Origin of the sequence: Streptomyces sp. NPDC096040 (assembly GCF_040303265.1) — a bacterium.
Classification (GTDB): domain Bacteria; phylum Actinomycetota; class Actinomycetes; order Streptomycetales; family Streptomycetaceae; genus Streptomyces.
Map to the genome: position 1 here is coordinate 32975 of NZ_JBEOTA010000047.1, position 16596 is coordinate 49570.

Below are 16596 nucleotides of genomic sequence, written 5' to 3' on the forward strand. Positions count from 1 at the left end.
TTCGTCGATCGCCTCAACGCGCGCCCATGTGACCGGGCACTCATACGACCGAGTAGGAGGCGCGAATGTGACATCGCCATGCCACTCGTTGGGGCTTGACGGGGAAGCAGGCGCGAGCTTACGACGCGCCGACCAGCACCACGGCGACGCACAGCGCCATCGCCACGGTGATCAGGATCATCGCGGTCAGCGTGCCGCGCAGCCAGTGTCCGAAGCGGGCGCGATGCCGCTGTTCCACCACGTCGAGGCTCGCGGCGATGTGTTCCGTCACCATGCGGGCCACATACGTCTGTTCCGCGAGATACCAGCGTTCGATGTCCGTCCGCTGGTCCTGCGTCAGCCCCGGCTCCTGCGCGGTGAAGTCCGCGACCCGCCGGCGTGCCGCTCGCAGATGAGCCTGCTGGTAGAGGAAGTCCTGGATGTCGGTCAGGCCGCGGGCGGCCTCCTCGTTCGTGTCCATGGTGTGCTCCCCAGGTGAGGCGGCGGCTGTCCGGCCGGTCACTGTGGTGTGGCGCGGTGTACGCGCGTCAGCGGCGGGGAGGAGAGCAGCGCGCACGAACGGTCGGGCCGGACTGATCGGGCCGGCGATCTCGCGAACGCCGCGCAGAGAGCTGGAGCCGGCAACGTGAACTACCAGCGTGACAACTTCCCGGTGAAGCCGCAAGGGCACCGACACCGCACCGTCCTGGACGCCTCCCCGCGTAGCCGACGCCGCGCAGCCGACGCCGCGTAGCCGAAGCCGCGCAGCCGACGCCGGTGTCGCCGCGAGCTCGCCACCGCACGCCGTGATCGTGAAGGCTTCGGCGGCGCTGGCCGCGGCAGCCGACGACGACGGGCGGTCGAGCTGTTCGAAGAGGCGCTGGCCGTGCCCACGGCTGGCCCTACTACGCCACCAGTCTCATCGTCACCCTCGTCCTGGGCCTGGCCGCCAACACCAGCTTCGGCGGGCTGCCGGTGCTGATGAGCCTGCTGGCCCGCGACCACCGGCCGCGACACCGGTCGCCGGCCGTTCGAACCGGCCCGGGTGCGGCTCGCCTACGGCGAAGGGCTCCGGAGGGCGAAGTCCGGAGCGGAGGCACGCGTCGAGCTCGGCGCCGCGCTGGACACCTTCGAGAGGGGCTCGGCGCCCGCCCCTGGGCGGCCCTCGCCGGCAATGGGCTGCGGGCCACCGGACTGTCCGTCGGCGCCGCGGGCACCACGGGTCGGCGTCCCTCACCCCGCAGCAACGTGAGATTGCCATGCTTGGCGGCGGGCACCAAGCCGACCGTCGAACGGCGCTTCCTCTCTCCCCGCACCGTCTCGGTGAACTGCGCCCGCCTACGATCCCCTGCCGAACCGGGCCTGCCACAGGTCGCGCAGGAGCGCGATCTCGGCCATGTGGTGGACGAGTTCGAGGTTGGTCTCCCACAGCACGTCGACGAACGGATCGTCGGGGTCGGAGCCGGACGGGTACTGCGAGAAGCCGACCGTGTCGAGTTGCTCGTCGGTGACGGTGGCGACGCTCGAGCGCCAGCGGTCCAGCGTCGCCCAGAACCGGTCGAGTGCCGTCGCGGCGTCCGGGGTGAAGTCGACCAGCAGCTTCGGGTGCTGCCGCCGGTCGCCGAAAGCCCACTCCCAGCGGCCGGCGAAACCCGAGTGCAGATGCCCGAGCCGCCAGGCAATGGTGGTGACCGGTGTCCGGTCGGGCTCCGGCGGGCCGGTGCGGCCGAGGATCTCCTCGACCCGCTCGACGCTGACGCTCCAGTCGCCGGCGATCTTGGCGACGGACATGCCCGCGGCGGCCTGCCGGGCGACCTCGGCGTACTCGCCGGCCGGGATGTCGTGGGCGCCTTTGTCGAGCACCCAGTCACCGGGGCCGTACGCCCCGGGTGTCGTCGCCTCCTCCCGGCGCCGGATCGACCAGCTACCGGGTACCGGCTCCCACAGGTACTCCTCGTCACCAAGTCCCGTAAGCCGTACCTGGGCCAACTCCCTGGCGCGGTCGAACTGGTCGAGCAGCAAGCCCGAACGGCCGGTCCCCATGCGTCGCTCCCTTTGCGGTCTCCTGCCCTGCCATGCTCGGGCGGAGACTAACGACCCGTCGGCATGGGGCGCGACGGATTTCCGCGGCCGTGGCCGCGGGGCAGAGGCGGTCAGCTGTCGTAGTCGACCGTCAGCTTCTCCGAGACGGGATACGTCTGGCAGGTCAGCACGTAGCCCGCTTCCACCTCGGCCGGTTCGAGGGCGTAGTTGCGGCGCATGTCCGCCTCGCCGTCCGTGATCCGCGCACGGCAGGTCCCGCAGACGCCTCCCTTGCAGGCGAAGGGAAGGTCCGGGCGGATGCGGGCGGCGGAGTCGAGGATCGCGGTCCCGCGCGGAAGCCGGGCGGTGGTGGAGCGGCCGTCCAGGGTGACGGTGACCTCGCTGGCCGGACCCGTCGCCGCGGCCTCCTCGTGGCGGACGGGCTCGATCGGCTCGTCGGCGAAGAAGAGTTCCTGGTGGATCCGCCCGCCGGGGACGCCAAGACCGGCCAGGACCTGCTGGGCGTCGAGGACCATGCCGTGCGGGCCGCACAGCCACCAGTGATCGGCGGAGGGAACGTCGATCAGCCCCTCGATGAGGGCGGTGAGGCGGTCGCCGTCGAGGCGGCCGGAGAGGAGCTCGGCTTCGCGGGGTTCTCTGGAGAGGACGTGGGCGAGGTGGAAGCGGGTGCGGTACTCGTCCTTCAGGTCGGCCAGTTCGTCGGCGAACATCACGGTGTCGGTGCGCCGGTTGCCGTAGAACAGCGTGACCGCGGAGCGGTCGTCGGCGGCCAGGACCGACTCGGCGATGGACATCATGGGGGTGATGCCGGAGCCTGCCGCGATCAGCACATGGTGGCCGGGCACCGTGAGGTCGGGGACGAAGGCTCCGGTCGGGGCCATCACCTGGACGGTGTCGCCGGGCCGCACCTCGTGGACCAGCCAGGAGGAGAAGAGTCCGCCGGGTACCTCGCGTACGCCGATGCGGAGCGGTGCGCCGGCGGGCGAGCAGATCGAGTAGGAGCGCCGCTCGTCACGCCCGTCGATCTCGCGGCGCAGGGTGAGTGACTGGCCGGGGCCGAAGGCGAACTCCTCGGCCAGGGCCGCGGGGATGTCGAAGGTGACCGCGACGGCGTCCTCGCACAGGCGCTGGACCGCTGCGACGCGCAGGGGATGGAAGGCTGGGCGGCGCCGGCGTGCTGTCGTCGCGGGGGCACCGGCGGCCGGTGCCATCAGCTCTGCCATCAGATCTCCTTGACGTATTCGAACGGCTCGCGGCAGGCCAGGCACCGCCACAGCGCCTTGCAGGAGGTGGCCGCGAAACGGGAGGTCTCCTCGGTGTCCACCGATCCGCACCGCGGGCAGGCGACCGTGCGCCGGGTCGGTGACAGGTCCAGCGGGACGGGACCGGTGGGGTGCCGCGGTGCCGTCGTGGGCGGTGCGATGCCGTGTTCGGCGAGCTTGCGGCGCCCTTCGGGGGTGATCCAGTCGGTCGTCCACGGGGGGTCGAGCACCGTACGGATCTCGACGCTGTCGAAGCCGGCGTCCCGCAGCCGGGCGGCGACCCCGGCCCGCATCTCGGCCATGGCGGGGCAGCCCGAATAGGTGGGCGTGAGGCCGGCGACCACCGTGCCGTCGGCCTCGATCGTCACGGCCCGCAGCACACCGAGGTCGGCCAGGGTGAGCATGGGGAGTTCGGGGTCGGGGACCTGTTCGGCGATGTGCCGGGCCCGCCGGACGTCGGACTGGACGGTCACCATGTCGCCTCCGGGTGGGCGCGGGCCACGCTCTGCAGCTCGGCCAGGAGCGGGGCGAGGTGTTCGGTGTGTCCGCCGTCCCGGCCGTGGCCGGGCAGGGCCGCGGTGTGCGGCATGGGGAGTCCGGCGGCGTCGAGGACCTGCTGGAGATCGGCCAGGACCGCGTCGCGTACATCCTGCGCGGCGAACAGTTCCTCCCAGTAGGGAGCCTGCGACTCCAGGGCCGTCAGCATGCGCGCGCGGGACTCCTCCGTGCCGTCGCCCAGGCGTACGACCCATTCGGCGGCGTACTGCCGGTGGTAGGTGAGCTCCTTCACGCCCTTGGCCGCGATCGCCGCGAGCACCGGGTCCGGTGTGGAGGCCAGTTCGGTGAAGTGGGCGAGGCGCCAGCTGGCGAACACCAGCAGCCGCAGGACGGAGGAGGCGAAGTCGCCGTTGGGGAGTTCGGCGAGGCGTACGTTGCGGAAGTCACCGGTGTCGCGGAAGTAGGCGTAGGCGTCCTCCGTGCGGCCGGTGCCGTCCGTCTGGCCGCAGCGGGAGTACAGCAGCCGTGCCTGGCCCAGCAGGTCGAGCCCGACGTTGGCCAGCGCCACCTCCTCCTCCAGCTCGGGGGCCCGGGTGACCCATTCGGCGAGCCGCTGGGCCAGGACCAGGGCGTCGTCGCCGAGCGCCAGGCAGTGGGCGGCCAGTGCGGCGGCATCGACGCCCTCGGGTACGGCGGTGTCGACGCCGTGCAGCGGGTCCTCGAAGCCGGTGCCGAAGGCCCAGCGGGCGTCGCCGTCGTCATGGCCCTCGGCCAGGGTCAGGTAGACGTGGTCGTCGCTCATCACCGGCTCCTAGGGGGTGTCGTCTGGATCAGGTCGGCAGTGAGGAACAGTGCCTCTTGACCGAGCCGAGCGGGGTGTGGTGCGTGCGGCTGCAAGGCGGAGGAGGCGTGGACATCAGCCGCTGCCGCGGGGGGCGACGCGGTGGGGGCACCCCCGGCCGAAGGCTGGGGGACGTCGGCGAGTGACGACAACGCGGCTGGGGTCCCCCCTCTGGGGGAGTGCGTGCCAGACCCCGCGACGCCGGCATGATCCATGCGAGACCCCCTAGATGTGTGGGACATCGTCGGGGATGTCGTAGAAGGTCGGGTGCCGGTAGACCTTGTCGGCGCTGGGGGCGAAGAAGGGGTCCTTCTCGTCCCGGGAGGAGGCGGCGATGTGGTCAGAGCGCACGGCCCAGATGCTGACGCCTTCGTTGCGCCGGGTGTACAGATCGCGGGCGTGGGTGAGGGCCATCTCGTCGTCCGCCGCGTGCAGGGAGCCGACGTGCACGTGGTTGAGGCCGCGCTTGCCGCGGATGAACACCTCGTACAGGGGCCAGTTCTCCGAGTCGCTCATGCGACTGCCTCCTTACGTGCCCGGGCGGCCTGCTTGGCGGCGTGCGCGCTGGCGGCCGCACGCACCCAGGCACCTTCCTCGTGGGCGTCGCGCCTGCGCCGCATCCGCTCTGCGTTGCAGGGGCCGTTGCCGTTGATGACTTCCTTGAGTTCGGAGAAGTCGGGGGTGCCGAAGTCGTGGCGGCCGCGCGCCTCGTTCCAGCGCAGCTCGGGGTCGGGCAGGGTCACGCCGAGCTTGGCCGCCTGCGGCACGGTCATGTCCACGAAGCGCTGGCGCAGTTCGTCGTTGCTGTGCCGCTTGATCTTCCAGGCCATCGACTGGGCGGAGTTGGGCGAGTCGTCGTCGGGCGGACCGAACATCATCAGGGACGGCCACCACCAGCGGTCCACCGCGTCCTGCACCATCTCCCGCTGGGCGTCGGTGCCGCGCATCATGGTCATCAGCAGTTCGTAGCCCTGGCGCTGGTGGAAGGACTCCTCCTTGCAGATCCGCACCATCGCGCGCGCGTACGGCCCGTACGAGCTGCGGCACAGGGGCACCTGGTTGCAGATGGCCGCGCCGTCGACGAACCAGCCGATGACCCCGACGTCCGCGAAGCTGGGCGTCGGGTAGTTGAAGATCGACGAGTACTTCTGGCGGCCTTCGAGGAGGCGCTGGGTGAGGTCCGCCCGGTCGGCGCCCAGGGTCTCGGCGGCCGAGTACAGGTACAGGCCGTGGCCGGCCTCGTCCTGGACCTTGGCGAACAGGATCGCCTTGCGGCGCAGCGAGGGCGCCCTGGTGATCCACTCGCCTTCCGGCTGCATGCCGATGATCTCCGAGTGCGCGTGCTGGGCGATCTGCCGGACCAGCGTCCTGCGGTAGCCCTCCGGCATCCAGTCGCGCGGTTCGATCCGCTGGTCGCGCGAGATCGTCGTCTCGAAAAGGGACTCCAGGTCGTGCTCCGCGTCCCTTTCGGCCGCTTCAGTCATCTCCACCCACTCCCTACCGACCATTCGTTCGGTTCATCATAAGGTATTCCCTCCCTGATCTGGCAAGGGCCGCACCGGATCAGTGCCTGCAGAAGACGGCCGCCGCGCCGGCGAGGACGGCTCTACGGGCCCGCTCCGGTCACCAGGTGTAGAAACCCTGGCCCGTCTTCTGTCCGAGTTCGCCGCGGGCCACCTTGTCGCGCAGCAGCCGCGGCGGGGCGAAGCGGTCGCCGAGGGTGGCGTGGAGGTGTTCGGCGATGGCGAGCCGGACGTCGAGCCCGACCAGGTCGGTCAGGCGCAGCGGCCCCATGGGGTGCTTGTAGCCGAGCCGCATCGCGTCGTCGATGGCCTCGGGCGCGGCGACGCCCTCCTCGACCATGCGGATCGCCTCCAGCCCCAGGGCCAGGCCGAGCCGGCTGCTGGCGAAGCCGGGCGAGTCCTTGACGACGACGTCCTGTTTGCCCAGCGCCCTGGTCCACTCCAGAGCGGCCCGGACGGTCTGCTCGGCGGTGTCGGGGGCGACGACGATCTCGACGAGCGCGGAGGCGGGCACCGGGTTGAAGAAGTGCATCCCGAGGAACCGGTCCGGTCGCCTGAGGACGGCGGCGAGGTCGGTGACCGACAGCGAGCTGGTGTTGGTGGCCAGGACGGCGGTGTGGCCGACGGCTTCCTCGGCGGCCTTAAGAAGGCGGGCCTTGAGCGCCGCGTCCTCGGGTACGGCCTCCACGACCAGTTCGGTCCCCGGTGACAGGGCGTCCACCGTGGGTACGACGGTCACCCGGCCGGCCACCCGCTGCGCGGGCTCGCCCAGGTGGCCGCGCTCCTCGGCCCGCCGCAGACTGCCGCCGATCCTCTCCAGCGCCGCGGCGGCGGCGTCTTCTCCGCTCTCCACCACGGTCACGGCGGAGCCGGCGGTGGCGAAGGACTGGGCGATGCCCGTGCCCATCCGGCCGCCGCCGATGACCGCGACGGTGTCGGGTGCCGAGGTCATGCGCGGCTCCTCTTCTCGAGAAATCGTGTCATGCGGTCCTTCTTTTCCTCGCTCTCGAACAGCACGGCCTGGGCCAGGTCGTCGGCGACCGGGTGGGCCCCGGGCGAGTCGACGACGAGCTTGGTCAGCCGCAGGGCCGTGGCCGAGGACCGTGCCATGCGGTCGAGCAGCGCATGGGCCGTCTCCAGCAGTTCCTCGGCGGGGACGACGTCCATGACCAGACCGGCGGCGAGCGCCGCCCGGGCGTCGAGATTGCGGCCGGCGAGCAGGATCTGCTTGGCGACCGACTCCCCGACCAGTTCGGGCAGCCGCCAGCAGGCGCCGGCCGCCGCGAGGATGCCGAGGCCCGGCTCGGGGTTGCCGAAGACGGCACCGGGGCCGGCGATCCGCAGATCGCAGGCGTAGGCCAGCTCGGCGCCGCCGCCCAGGGCCCAGCCCTCCACGGCGGCGAGGGTGGGCATCGGCAGCCGCCGGACGCGTTCGAACAGGCGGCTGGTGATGCCCTGCAGGGCCTCGTCCCGGCCGCGTTGCAGCAGTTCGGCGATGTCGGCGCCGCCCGCGAAGGCCCCGCCGTGGCCGGTCAGGAGCAGCAGCCTGGGCTCGCGCTCCAGTTGCTCGCACACTTGGTGGAGTTCGCCGATCATGCGGCCGCTGATGGCGTTGCGGGCCTCGGGGCGGTGGAGGGTGACCACCACCCGGTCGGCTCGCTCCTCCACGAGCAGCGTCTCGTACGACCGGGAAGTGGTCACACCCGCTCCACCAGCAGTGCGACGCCCTGGCCCACGCCCACGCAGAGCGTGGCCAGGCCGCGGCGGCCGTTCTCCCGTTCGAGGCGGCCGAGGAGGGTCAGCAGGATGCGGGCGCCGGAGCAGCCGAGCGGATGCCCGAGGGCGATGGCGCCGCCGTCGGCGTTGACCCTGTCCTCGTCGAGCTTGAGTCGGCGGATGACGGCCAGGGCCTGCACGGCGAAGGCCTCGTTGAGTTCCACGGCGTCCAGGTCGCCGGTCTGCCAGCCGGCCCGGGCCAGCGCCTTCTCGGTGGCGGGGACCGGGCCCAACCCCATGAGGTTGGGCTGCACACCGGCGGAGGCCGAGGCGACGATCCGGGCCCGGGGAGTGAGGCCGTGGCGCTCCACTGCCTCGGCACTGGCGACCATCAGGGCGGCGGCGCCGTCGGACAGCGGGGAGGAGGAGCCGGCGGTGACGATGCCGTCCTCGCGGAAGACGGTCCGCAGGGAGCCCAGTTTCTCCAGGGTGGTGGCGGGGCGGGGGCCCTCGTCGTGGGTCACCTCGCCGTCGCGCACGGGGACGGCGACGATCTCGCGGTCGAAGCGGCCCGCTTCCTGGGCGGCCACGGCCCGCTGGTGGCTGCGCAGGGCGAAGGCGTCGGACTCGGCGCGGGTGATGCCGTCCAGGGCGGCCACCTCCTCCGCGGTCTCGCCCATGGACAGCGTGACCTTGACCGTCTCCGGTCCGGCGTCCCCGGGGACGGCACGGTCGGCGGCGGTGAAGCGCGGGTTGGTGAACCGCCAGCCCAGGGCGGTGTCGTGGACCTGCCCCGGCTTGGCCCACGGGGTGCCGGGCTTCTCCATCACCCAGGGTGCCCGGGTCATGGACTCCACTCCCCCGGCGACCACCAGGTCCGCCTCTCCGGCGCGGATCGTCTGCGCCGCCGAGGCCACGGCCGTCAGACCCGATGCGCACAGGCGGTTGACGGTGTAGCCGGGAACGGTGTGCGGCAGCCCGGCGAGCAGCACCGCCATCCGGGCCACGTCCCGGTTGTCCTCGCCCGCCTGGTTGGCGGCTCCGAGGACGACCTCGTCCACGGCCTCGCCGGGCACACCGGCACGCCGGACGGCCTCGGCGACGACGAGGGCGGCGAGGTCGTCGGGGCGTACGGCGGCCAGGGTGCCGCCGTAGCGGCCCTGCGGGGTGCGGGCCCCGTCGACCAGGTAGACGTCCGGCATCAGGTGGCCTCCTCGGCTGCGGTGGGGACGGGGCGCCGCGACTGCAGGACGGCGAAGCGGCCGGCGACGAAGGCGGTGTCGGACAGGGTGGCGCTGGCGGCCGGGTTGGCGGCGCTGCCATGGAAGTCGCTGAAGGCGGCCGACTGGTTGACGAAGACTCCGCCGGTGAGGTTCTCCGACAGGTGCACCCCGGCGTCCAGGGCCGCCTCCTCGGCGGCGGTCAGGACGTCCTCGCCGGTGGAGTGGACGGCGGCGGTCAGCGCCCCGTACCGGCGTACGGTCTCGCGGAGGATCCGCAGGCTGTGCTCGGTGGAGTCGGTGCCGATGACGAAGGAGACGGGTCCGAACCACTCACGGGTGTAGACGTCCCGGTCGGTGTCCGCGTCCAGCCGGGCCACCAGCGGGGTGCGTACGTCGGCCTTCGGATACTCGGGGTGCTGGACCGCCGCCGAGGGGCGGACCGTACGGCCTGCGCCGGCCGCTTCCGCCAGCCGTCCGCGCACCCCGTTGTTGACAATCGCGCCGAGCGTGCCGGCCGCGCGGGCCGGGTCGGCCAGCAGCCGGTCCAGGGCGGCCGTGAGATCGGCGGCGAACTCGTCGGCGTCACGCGGGCCCTGGTCGGTGGTGATGCCGTCTCGGGGGATGAGCAGGTTCTGCGGTGTGGTGCACATCTGTCCGCTGTAGAGGGACAGGGAGAAGGCGAGGTTGCCCAGCAGGCCCTGGTAGTCGTCGGTGGAGTCCAGGACGACGGTGTTGAGGCCGGCCTTCTCGGTGTAGACCGTGGCCTGGCGGGCGTTGGCCTCCAGCCAGTCGCCGAACTCGGTGGAACCGGTGAAGTCCACGATCCGCACGTCGGGGTGGAGTGCGAGCGCCGCCGCGGTCCGCTCCCCCGGCTCCTCGGCGGCGAGGACCACGACGTCGGGGTGGTAGCCGGCCTCGGCCAGGACCTGGCGGGCGATGCGCACGGTGATGGCGAGCGGCAGGACGGCGCCGGGATGCGGCTTGATCACCACGGGGTTGCCGGTGACCAGGCTGGCGAACAGGCCGGGGTAGCCGTTCCAGGTCGGAAAGGTGTTGCAGGCGATCAGCAGGGACACCCCGCGCCCGACCGGGGTGAACTTCTTGTCCATCACCACGGGGTCGCCCTTGCGCTGCGGCTTGCTCCAGCGGGCCGCGGCCGGGTGGCGCTTCTGCTCGGCCCAGGCGTAGGCGACCGCTTCCAGGCCCCGGTCCTGGGCGTGCGGGCCGCCGGCCTGGAAGGCCATGACGAAGGCCTGCCCGGTGGTGTGCTGCACGGCGTGCGCGATCTCGAAGCTCGCGGCGTTCAGCCGGGCGAGGATCTCCGCCGCCACACCGGCCCGGGCGTCGGGGGTGGCCGCGCGCCAGGGGCCTGCCGCGGCCTTCGCGGCGGCGACCGCGGCCTCGGGGGTGATACGGGGATAGCTGATGCCGAGGGCGAAGCCGTAGGGGGACGTCTCGGAGGGCGAGGTCCAGGCCTCGCCGGGGTGGCCGGGCAGGTCGAACGGTTCGTTGAGGTGTCCCTGGAAGGCCGCCTCCCCGTCCTTCGCGGCGTACTCGCCATAGACGGACTTGCTCGGTGACTCCGGGTACGGGGACCAGTGATCGCGGCTGGTGACGGCGTCCGCCGCACGCTCGATCAGCGTGCGGTGACGCGCGAAGCAGTCGGGTCCCTCAGGGGCCTTGTGCGGCATGCGGTGCACCTCTTGACATGCGGAGGGCTTGCTGGATTACTTGACCACACCGCACGCTAACCGAATGTTCGGTCGGTCCACAAGGTGGTGGAAATGGCGACCCGGGTACCGGATACGACGCCTGGCCCCGTCGAGACGATGTTCGCCGCGGACGAGGCGTCACAAGGGCTCGGCATCGAGCTCCTTGAGTACGGCGAAGGGACCGCCGTACTCCGGATGACCGTGACGTCCGCCCAGGTCAACGGGCACCGGATCGCCCACGGCGGCTATCTCTTCCTCCTCGCCGACACGGCGTTCGCCTGTGCCTGCAACAGCCACGGCCCCGTGACCGTCGCCGCCGGCGCCGACATCGACTTCATCGCGCCCGCGTACGAAGGCGATGTGCTGGTGGCCACGGCGCAGGAGCGCGTTCGGTTCGGCCGCAGCGGTGTCTACGACGTGAGCGTTGCGCGCGGAGACGAAGTGATCGCGGAGTTCCGCGGCCGCAGTCGCACCCTCCGCGCGCGGATCGAGGAGCCGTGATGAGCAGTGAAGTGATCGCGCCCGAGCCCAGGGCCACCCGCCGGGGGGAGCCGCTTCCCGAGGCACTCCTGGACGACGCCGAGCGGATGCCCCGCGAGGAGTTGGCGGCACTCCAGCTCACCCGGCTGCGCGCGACACTGCGGCACGCGTACGACAACGTGGAGCTGTACCGCAAGAAGTTCGACGCGGCCGGGGTGCGGCCCGACGACTGCCAGACCCTCGCGGACCTCGCCCGTTTCCCCTTCACGACCAAGGCGGACCTGCGGGACACCTACCCCTTCGGCATGTTCGCCGTGCCGATGTCCGAGGTGCGTCGCGTGCACGCCTCCAGCGGCACCACGGGCCGCCCCACCGTGGTCGGCTACACCGACAACGACCTGTCCATGTGGGCGGACGTCGTCGCCCGCTCCATCCGCGCAGCCGGCGGCCGGCCCGGGCACAAGGTGCACATCTCCTACGGCTACGGCCTGTTCACCGGCGGCCTGGGGGCCCACTACGGCGCGGAACGCGCCGGCTGCACGGTGATCCCCGCCTCCGGCGGCATGACCGCGCGCCAGGTGCAGATCATCCAGGACTTCCGTCCCGAGATCATCATGGTCACGCCCTCCTACATGCTGACCCTGCTCGACGAGTTCGAACGTCAGGGCATCGACCCCCGCTCCACCTCCCTGGAGGTCGGCATCTTCGGCGCCGAACCCTGGACGGAGGAGATGCGCCGTGAGATCGAGGAGCGCCTGGACATCCACGCGGTCGACATCTACGGGCTCTCCGAGGTCATCGGCCCGGGTGTCGCCCAGGAGTGCGTGGAGACCAAGGACGGGCTGCACGTCTGGGAGGACCACTTCCTCCCCGAGGTCGTGGACCCGCTGACCGACGAGGTGCTGACCGAGGGCGAGAGCGGCGAGCTGGTCTTCACCTCGCTCACGAAGGAAGCCCTGCCGATCATCCGCTACCGCACCCGGGACCTGACGCGGCTGCTGCCCGGCACCGCGCGTCCCGGAATGCGCCGGATCGAGAAGATCACCGGCCGTTGCGACGACATGATCATCCTGCGTGGGGTCAATGTCTTCCCCAGCCAGGTGGAGGAGATCGTGCTGCGGACGTCCGGCGTGGCCCCGCACTTCCAGATCCAGATCAGCCGGCGTGGACGGATGGACCATATGACCGTCCGCGTGGAGGCACGGCCCGACGCCGGTCCCGCCGATCGCGAGGCCGCGGCCAGGACGATCGCCCAGGGCATCAAGGACGGCGTCGGGGTCACCGTGGAGGTCGCCGTCGTCGATCCGGAGACCCTGGAGCGCTCGCTCGGCAAGCTCCGCCGGGTCAAGGACCTGCGCAAGAATTAAAACGCTGGCGGGTGAACGCCGGGGTACCTACTGTCCTCCTCGTGCCCGAGCTGCAACTGCTCCGTCCCGACCACGCCCCGGCTCTCCTCGCCTTCGAGCAGGAGAACCGCGCCTATTTCGCGGCCTCCGTCCCCGATCGCGGCGACGACTACTTCGCCCGGTTCGAGGAGCGGCTCCACGCGCTGCTGGCCGAACAGGAGGCCGGGGCCTGCTACTTCCATGTTCTGGTCGGTGATGCGGGCGAAGCGCTTGGGCGCGTCAACCTGGTGGACGTGGCGGACGGGGGCGCCGATCTCGGCTACCGGGTGGCGCAGCGGGCCGCGGGGCGGGGACTGGCGACCTCGGCCGTGCGGGAGATCTGCGGCCTCGCCTCCACCAGGTACGGACTGACCACCCTGCGGGCCGCGGCCACCCTCGACAACGCGGCGTCCCGCACCGTACTGGCCCGCGCCGGCTTCACCGTCACCGGTGAGACACGGCTCTCCGGCCGCCCCGGTCTGACGTTTCTGCGCCGTCTGTAGGGATTCGCGGGAACATTCCGGTGTGCCGCTTCGTTGGGCCCAGGCCGATCCCGTCCGCGAGCCTGGGAGCATCGTGCCCGAATTCGCGTCCGTCCTGTCGACGTCGACCGCTCTTCCCGCCCTCCGCGCACTCCCGTCCCTCGGCACGCAGGCCGAGCGGCTCATCGAGTGGGGGGTGCATGAGATCGCCGGGCTGTCCGCAGCCGAGGTCCGCGCCTTCGCGGCGGCCCCTGCCGTCGACGGTGCCCTGCTCGCCGTACACCCGCAGCACGCCCCTGCCTCCGCGCTCGCGCCGCTGCTGAGGCACGACGGCAGGCCGGGGTTCGTCGTCACCGACATGACCGACGTCGACCTCTTCGCCCCGCTCGACACGATCGCGCTGCCCGACGCCCCGCTCTACGTCCTCACCGGTCTCGACCGGGGCGACCGGATGGCGAACTGGAGCCCGGACGAGGCGCTGCCCGCGCTCACCGCGGAGGACCGCACGCCGCTGCTGCTCAGCGAGGGCATCCACTGGGTGCTGCAACAGCCCGCCGTCCTGGAGCGCAACCGCTGCTTCATGACCGTCGGTTCGCGGCTACGCAAGGCCAATGGAGCCCTGGACTCCCGCACTCCGGCGATCTGGATCAGCAACGGCACCGGACGGGACGGCCGTGAGCGCCGTAACGCGCCGAAGGTGGGCTGGTGTTGGGCGGGCAACCGGCACACCTGGCTCGGGTTCGCCTCGGCGGCGGGCCGACGGGGCCGGTAGGACGCGCCGCCGGGCCGCGGCGCACGGGGTGCACCGCGGCCCTCCGGGAGCCGGTCAGCCACTCACCGGCCTGCCGCGGCCCCAGGCCCAGGCGAGGCGGTCGGCGCCGGACTGGTTGGTGGTGGCCAGCCAGGGGCGGGACGCGTCACCGATCAGCTTCTGGATCGAGTACGTGTCGTCGGTGCGCAGGCCGGGCCAGTACACCGAGCCCATGCCGAGCTTGCGGAACAGGTCCGTGTCGGCCTGGATGAAGTTGACGGAGTTGTCGTCGGGCGTCGGCACGTTGTAGTCGAGGCCCGTGGTCATCGGGGCGCCGAACTCGTCGGCGACGGTACGGCCCGCGCAGTCGCCGAGCCGTTCCTTCAGGTCGGCCGTCCACTGGTCGTAGGTGGCGTAGCTCTTCCAGAAGCCGTAGTGGTGCAGGGAGAGGTAGGTGCCCTTCAGGCGGGGGTCGGCGCAGACGGTGGTGACGTGGTCGTTGTAGCCGGCGCCGCTGACGAATACCCGGTTGTGCGGGACGGACGGGTAGGTCGCCAGCCACTTCGCGGCGAGGTCGGCCCATTCGGCGTCGGTGTAGCCGTGCGGCTCGTTCATCGGCTCGAAGTAGACGTGCGGGTCGTGCCGGTAGGCATTCACCACGGTGTTCCACATGGGCCAGTAGGTGGCCTCGTCGTCGATGAAGCCGTCCTTGTTGGCCCCGGTCCCCTCCCAGTAGGAGACGATCACCTTGAAGCCCTGCGCCGAGGCCGCGTCGATGACCCCGCGGTACGACTTCCAGTAGGAGCCGTTCACCGTGTACGGGTTGATGGGCAGCCGTACGGTGTTGGCCCCGAGGTTGGCGCGGAACGCGGCGATCACCCGGGTCGCCTTGGCGTAGGTCCGGGCGTAGCTGTCGGAGAGCGACAGGCCGGACAGGACGACGGGGTCGTCGGCGTAGTTGTCGCGCGGGTCGGCCCAGTTGACGCCCTTGAACTGGCTGGTGCCGTGCCCGGGTACGGCGGCGGAGGCGGGGCCGCCGGTGAGGGTCGTGGCGCCGACCGCGGCGATCGCGACCGCCGCCAGGGCGGCGCGGGTTCGGGGGGTGATACGGGTTCCGGCGGGGGTCTTGCGCATCAACGTGCCCTTTCAGGAGACGGCGGCTCGGCGCAGCGGCTTGGGGCCCGGTCGCATGTTCACGTAAACATCGACAGAGCGTGTTTACGTGAACATCCCCCGCACGACAAGGCGACGGGATCTCCGTCCGGGCTGGTCACACGGCGATGTTTACGTAAACTCCAAAGCGTCGGAATCGTGGCATCCGCCCCTGCGGCCGTCAAGGTTTCCCGCGCCGTAACATCCGGTAGGTGAAGGAGACTTGAGGGGTGAGGCGATGGAGCTGAACGGGAAGGGGCGAGGGGTGCCGCAGACCGCGGGCGGTGCGCAGCGGGGCGGTTCCGGGGTGCCGGGCGGGCGCCGTAAGCAGCGGGTCTCCATGGCGGACGTCGCCAAGCTCGCCGGCGTCTCCTCCCAGACGGTCTCCCGGGTCTCCAACGGCCATTCCGGGGTGATCAGTTCCACCCGGGAGCAGGTGCTGGCCGCGATGCGGGAGCTCGGCTACCGGCCCAACAGCGCGGCCCGTGCCCTCCGTTACGGCCAGTTCAACACCATCGGCGTGATCCTGTTCAGCCTCTCCTCGACCGGCAGCAGCCGCACCGTGGAGGCGATCGCCACGCACGCCGCGGCCGAGGGGTACGCGATCACCCTCATCCCCATCGACGTGGCCACGCAGGACAACGTGCTGGGGGCCTTCACGCGGATGGGCGAGCTGGCCGTGGACGCCGTCATCGTCATCATGGAGATCCACCTGCTCGACACCAGCACGGTCCAGCTGCCGCCCGGCGTCCATGTCGTGGTCGTGGACTCGGACGCCGGGGACCGTTACAGCGTGGTCGACACCGACCAGGCCGACGGCGCGCGGAAGGCCGTACGGCATCTGCTGGAGCTGGGCCATCGGACCGTCTGGCATGTGACCGGCCCCGGGACGTCGTACGCGGGCCAGCGCCGCACCAAGGCCTGGCGGGCCGAACTGGAGGAGGCCGGACGCCCGGTTCCGGCGCCGCTGTACGGCGACTGGTCGGCCGAGTCCGGTTACGCGGCCGGACTCGCGCTCGCCCAGGAGCCCGACTGCACCGCCGTGTTCGCGTCCAACGACCAGATGGCCCTGGGGCTGCTGCGCGCCTTCCACGAACAGGGACTGTCCGTGCCCGCCGACGTGAGTGTCGTCGGGTTCGACGACACGCCCGACGCGGCCTTCTTCATCCCGCCCCTCACCACCGTCCACCAGGACTTCGCCGAGGTCGGCCGCCGCTGTGTCCAGGGCGTCCTGAGCCAAATCCGCACCCGGGACGACTCCCGTCCCGGCACCGATCTCGTCCCGGCCCGTCTGGTGGTCAGGGACAGTACCGCTCCGCCGCGCAGTTCACCGGGCTGCGGATAGCCCGCCGTCGCGCCGGCTCCCCGGTCGGCGGAGCGGTGGTGGCCTCCGGCCGCGGCCGCCGCCACGGCGGGCGCGGCCGGCCCGGCCGCGGCGGCCGCGGCGGCCCCCCCGCGCCGCCGGCGTCCGCCGCCGCCGGCGGGCGGGTAGGCGACGCCGGACTCGCGGGGGGCGCGGGTGGGCTCCCACGCGGAGCCGGACCAGATG

At 71.8% G+C, this 16596-nt stretch carries 17 protein-coding genes; 5 read left to right on the plus strand and 12 right to left on the minus strand.

Features of this window, described 5'->3' with window-relative positions; all coding sequences use genetic code 11:
- Positions 1 to 118: 118 nt before the first annotated feature.
- From ABTY98_RS38520 to paaN, 11 genes are all read right to left on the minus strand, one after another.
- Positions 119 to 460 (minus strand): hypothetical protein, encoded by a 342-nt coding sequence (locus tag ABTY98_RS38520; RefSeq protein ID WP_352225803.1) that lies wholly within the window; start codon positions 458 to 460, stop codon positions 119 to 121.
- Between the two features lie 857 nt (positions 461 to 1317).
- A complete protein-coding gene (locus ABTY98_RS38530) occupies positions 1318 to 2022 on the minus strand; it encodes a DinB family protein (RefSeq protein ID WP_352225804.1) in 705 nt (234 codons plus the stop codon).
- Positions 2023 to 2132: 110 nt separating this feature from the next.
- Positions 2133 to 3233 carry a 1,2-phenylacetyl-CoA epoxidase subunit PaaE gene (gene paaE, locus ABTY98_RS38535; protein ID WP_352225819.1) on the minus strand — a complete coding sequence of 367 codons (1101 nt, stop codon included), beginning with the start codon at positions 3231 to 3233 and terminating at the stop codon, positions 2133 to 2135.
- An 11-nt stretch (positions 3234 to 3244) separates the two neighbouring features.
- Entirely contained in the window at positions 3245 to 3760 is a 516-nt protein-coding gene (paaD, locus tag ABTY98_RS38540) for a 1,2-phenylacetyl-CoA epoxidase subunit PaaD (protein WP_352225805.1), read from the minus strand.
- Positions 3754 to 4584 carry a 1,2-phenylacetyl-CoA epoxidase subunit PaaC gene (gene paaC / locus ABTY98_RS38545; protein ID WP_352225806.1) on the minus strand — a complete coding sequence of 277 codons (831 nt, stop codon included), beginning with the start codon at positions 4582 to 4584 and terminating at the stop codon, positions 3754 to 3756. Before paaC ends, paaD begins: the two co-directional genes overlap by 7 nt.
- Before the next feature lie 264 nt (positions 4585 to 4848).
- The gene (paaB, locus tag ABTY98_RS38550) at positions 4849 to 5139 is read right to left on the minus strand and encodes a 1,2-phenylacetyl-CoA epoxidase subunit PaaB (RefSeq protein WP_351734775.1); all 291 of its coding nucleotides are present in this window, start codon (positions 5137 to 5139) and stop codon (positions 4849 to 4851) included.
- The gene (paaA, locus tag ABTY98_RS38555; RefSeq protein WP_352225807.1) at positions 5136 to 6107 is read right to left on the minus strand and encodes a 1,2-phenylacetyl-CoA epoxidase subunit PaaA; all 972 of its coding nucleotides are present in this window, start codon (positions 6105 to 6107) and stop codon (positions 5136 to 5138) included. Before paaA ends, paaB begins: the two co-directional genes overlap by 4 nt.
- Before the next feature lie 139 nt (positions 6108 to 6246).
- Complete coding sequence (locus ABTY98_RS38560) at positions 6247 to 7098, minus strand: 3-hydroxyacyl-CoA dehydrogenase family protein (protein WP_352225808.1); 852 nt, start codon at positions 7096 to 7098, stop codon at positions 6247 to 6249.
- Positions 7095 to 7847, minus strand: a complete 753-nt coding sequence (locus tag ABTY98_RS38565; RefSeq protein WP_352225809.1) for an enoyl-CoA hydratase/isomerase family protein — start codon at positions 7845 to 7847, stop codon at positions 7095 to 7097. Before ABTY98_RS38565 ends, ABTY98_RS38560 begins: the two co-directional genes overlap by 4 nt.
- Positions 7844 to 9064 carry a thiolase family protein gene (locus ABTY98_RS38570; RefSeq protein ID WP_352225810.1) on the minus strand — a complete coding sequence of 407 codons (1221 nt, stop codon included), beginning with the start codon at positions 9062 to 9064 and terminating at the stop codon, positions 7844 to 7846. The genes ABTY98_RS38565 and ABTY98_RS38570 overlap by 4 nt, the downstream gene beginning before the upstream one ends.
- Positions 9064 to 10776, minus strand: a complete 1713-nt coding sequence (gene paaN, locus ABTY98_RS38575; protein WP_352225811.1) for a phenylacetic acid degradation protein PaaN — start codon at positions 10774 to 10776, stop codon at positions 9064 to 9066. Before paaN ends, ABTY98_RS38570 begins: the two co-directional genes overlap by 1 nt.
- Positions 10777 to 10869: 93 nt before the next feature.
- Between paaN and paaI the strand changes: the two genes are divergently transcribed.
- From paaI to ABTY98_RS38595, 4 genes are all read left to right on the plus strand, one after another.
- Entirely contained in the window at positions 10870 to 11298 is a 429-nt protein-coding gene (gene paaI, locus ABTY98_RS38580) for a hydroxyphenylacetyl-CoA thioesterase PaaI (RefSeq protein WP_352225812.1), read from the plus strand.
- Positions 11298 to 12644: a phenylacetate--CoA ligase PaaK gene (gene paaK / locus ABTY98_RS38585; RefSeq protein ID WP_352225813.1), complete on the plus strand. Its 1347-nt coding sequence runs from the start codon at positions 11298 to 11300 to the stop codon at positions 12642 to 12644. Before paaI ends, paaK begins: the two co-directional genes overlap by 1 nt.
- 41 nt (positions 12645 to 12685) lie before the next feature.
- Entirely contained in the window at positions 12686 to 13165 is a 480-nt protein-coding gene (locus ABTY98_RS38590) for a GNAT family N-acetyltransferase (RefSeq protein ID WP_352225814.1), read from the plus strand.
- A 73-nt stretch (positions 13166 to 13238) separates the two neighbouring features.
- The gene (locus ABTY98_RS38595) at positions 13239 to 13916 is read left to right on the plus strand and encodes a DUF5701 family protein (RefSeq protein ID WP_352225815.1); all 678 of its coding nucleotides are present in this window, start codon (positions 13239 to 13241) and stop codon (positions 13914 to 13916) included.
- A gap of 54 nt (positions 13917 to 13970) precedes the next feature.
- On the opposite strand, the gene ABTY98_RS38600 is transcribed toward ABTY98_RS38595, so the two are convergent.
- Positions 13971 to 15029 (minus strand): glycoside hydrolase family 5 protein, encoded by a 1059-nt coding sequence (locus ABTY98_RS38600; RefSeq protein WP_352225816.1) that lies wholly within the window; start codon positions 15027 to 15029, stop codon positions 13971 to 13973.
- A gap of 256 nt (positions 15030 to 15285) precedes the next feature.
- Between ABTY98_RS38600 and ABTY98_RS38605 the strand changes: the two genes are divergently transcribed.
- Complete coding sequence (locus tag ABTY98_RS38605) at positions 15286 to 16392, plus strand: LacI family DNA-binding transcriptional regulator (RefSeq protein WP_502994458.1); 1107 nt, start codon at positions 15286 to 15288, stop codon at positions 16390 to 16392.
- The last annotated feature ends 204 nt before the right edge of the window (positions 16393 to 16596 follow it).

Coding starts and splice junctions, on each gene's coding strand:
- ABTY98_RS38520 (WP_352225803.1), bottom strand. CDS start 460: ATGGACACGAACGAGGAGGCCGCCCGCGGCCTGACCGACATCCAGGAC.
- ABTY98_RS38530 (WP_352225804.1), bottom strand. CDS start 2,022: ATGGGGACCGGCCGTTCGGGCTTGCTGCTCGACCAGTTCGACCGCGCC.
- paaE (WP_352225819.1), bottom strand. CDS start 3,233: ATGGCACCGGCCGCCGGTGCCCCCGCGACGACAGCACGCCGGCGCCGC.
- paaD (WP_352225805.1), bottom strand. CDS start 3,760: ATGGTGACCGTCCAGTCCGACGTCCGGCGGGCCCGGCACATCGCCGAA.
- paaC (WP_352225806.1), bottom strand. CDS start 4,584: ATGAGCGACGACCACGTCTACCTGACCCTGGCCGAGGGCCATGACGAC.
- paaB (WP_351734775.1), bottom strand. CDS start 5,139: ATGAGCGACTCGGAGAACTGGCCCCTGTACGAGGTGTTCATCCGCGGC.
- paaA (WP_352225807.1), bottom strand. CDS start 6,107: ATGACTGAAGCGGCCGAAAGGGACGCGGAGCACGACCTGGAGTCCCTT.
- ABTY98_RS38560 (WP_352225808.1), bottom strand. CDS start 7,098: ATGACCTCGGCACCCGACACCGTCGCGGTCATCGGCGGCGGCCGGATG.
- ABTY98_RS38570 (WP_352225810.1), bottom strand. CDS start 9,064: ATGCCGGACGTCTACCTGGTCGACGGGGCCCGCACCCCGCAGGGCCGC.
- paaN (WP_352225811.1), bottom strand. CDS start 10,776: ATGCCGCACAAGGCCCCTGAGGGACCCGACTGCTTCGCGCGTCACCGC.
- paaI (WP_352225812.1), top strand. CDS start 10,870: ATGGCGACCCGGGTACCGGATACGACGCCTGGCCCCGTCGAGACGATG.
- paaK (WP_352225813.1), top strand. CDS start 11,298: ATGAGCAGTGAAGTGATCGCGCCCGAGCCCAGGGCCACCCGCCGGGGG.
- ABTY98_RS38600 (WP_352225816.1), bottom strand. CDS start 15,029: ATGCGCAAGACCCCCGCCGGAACCCGTATCACCCCCCGAACCCGCGCC.
- ABTY98_RS38605 (WP_502994458.1), top strand. CDS start 15,286: ATGGAGCTGAACGGGAAGGGGCGAGGGGTGCCGCAGACCGCGGGCGGT.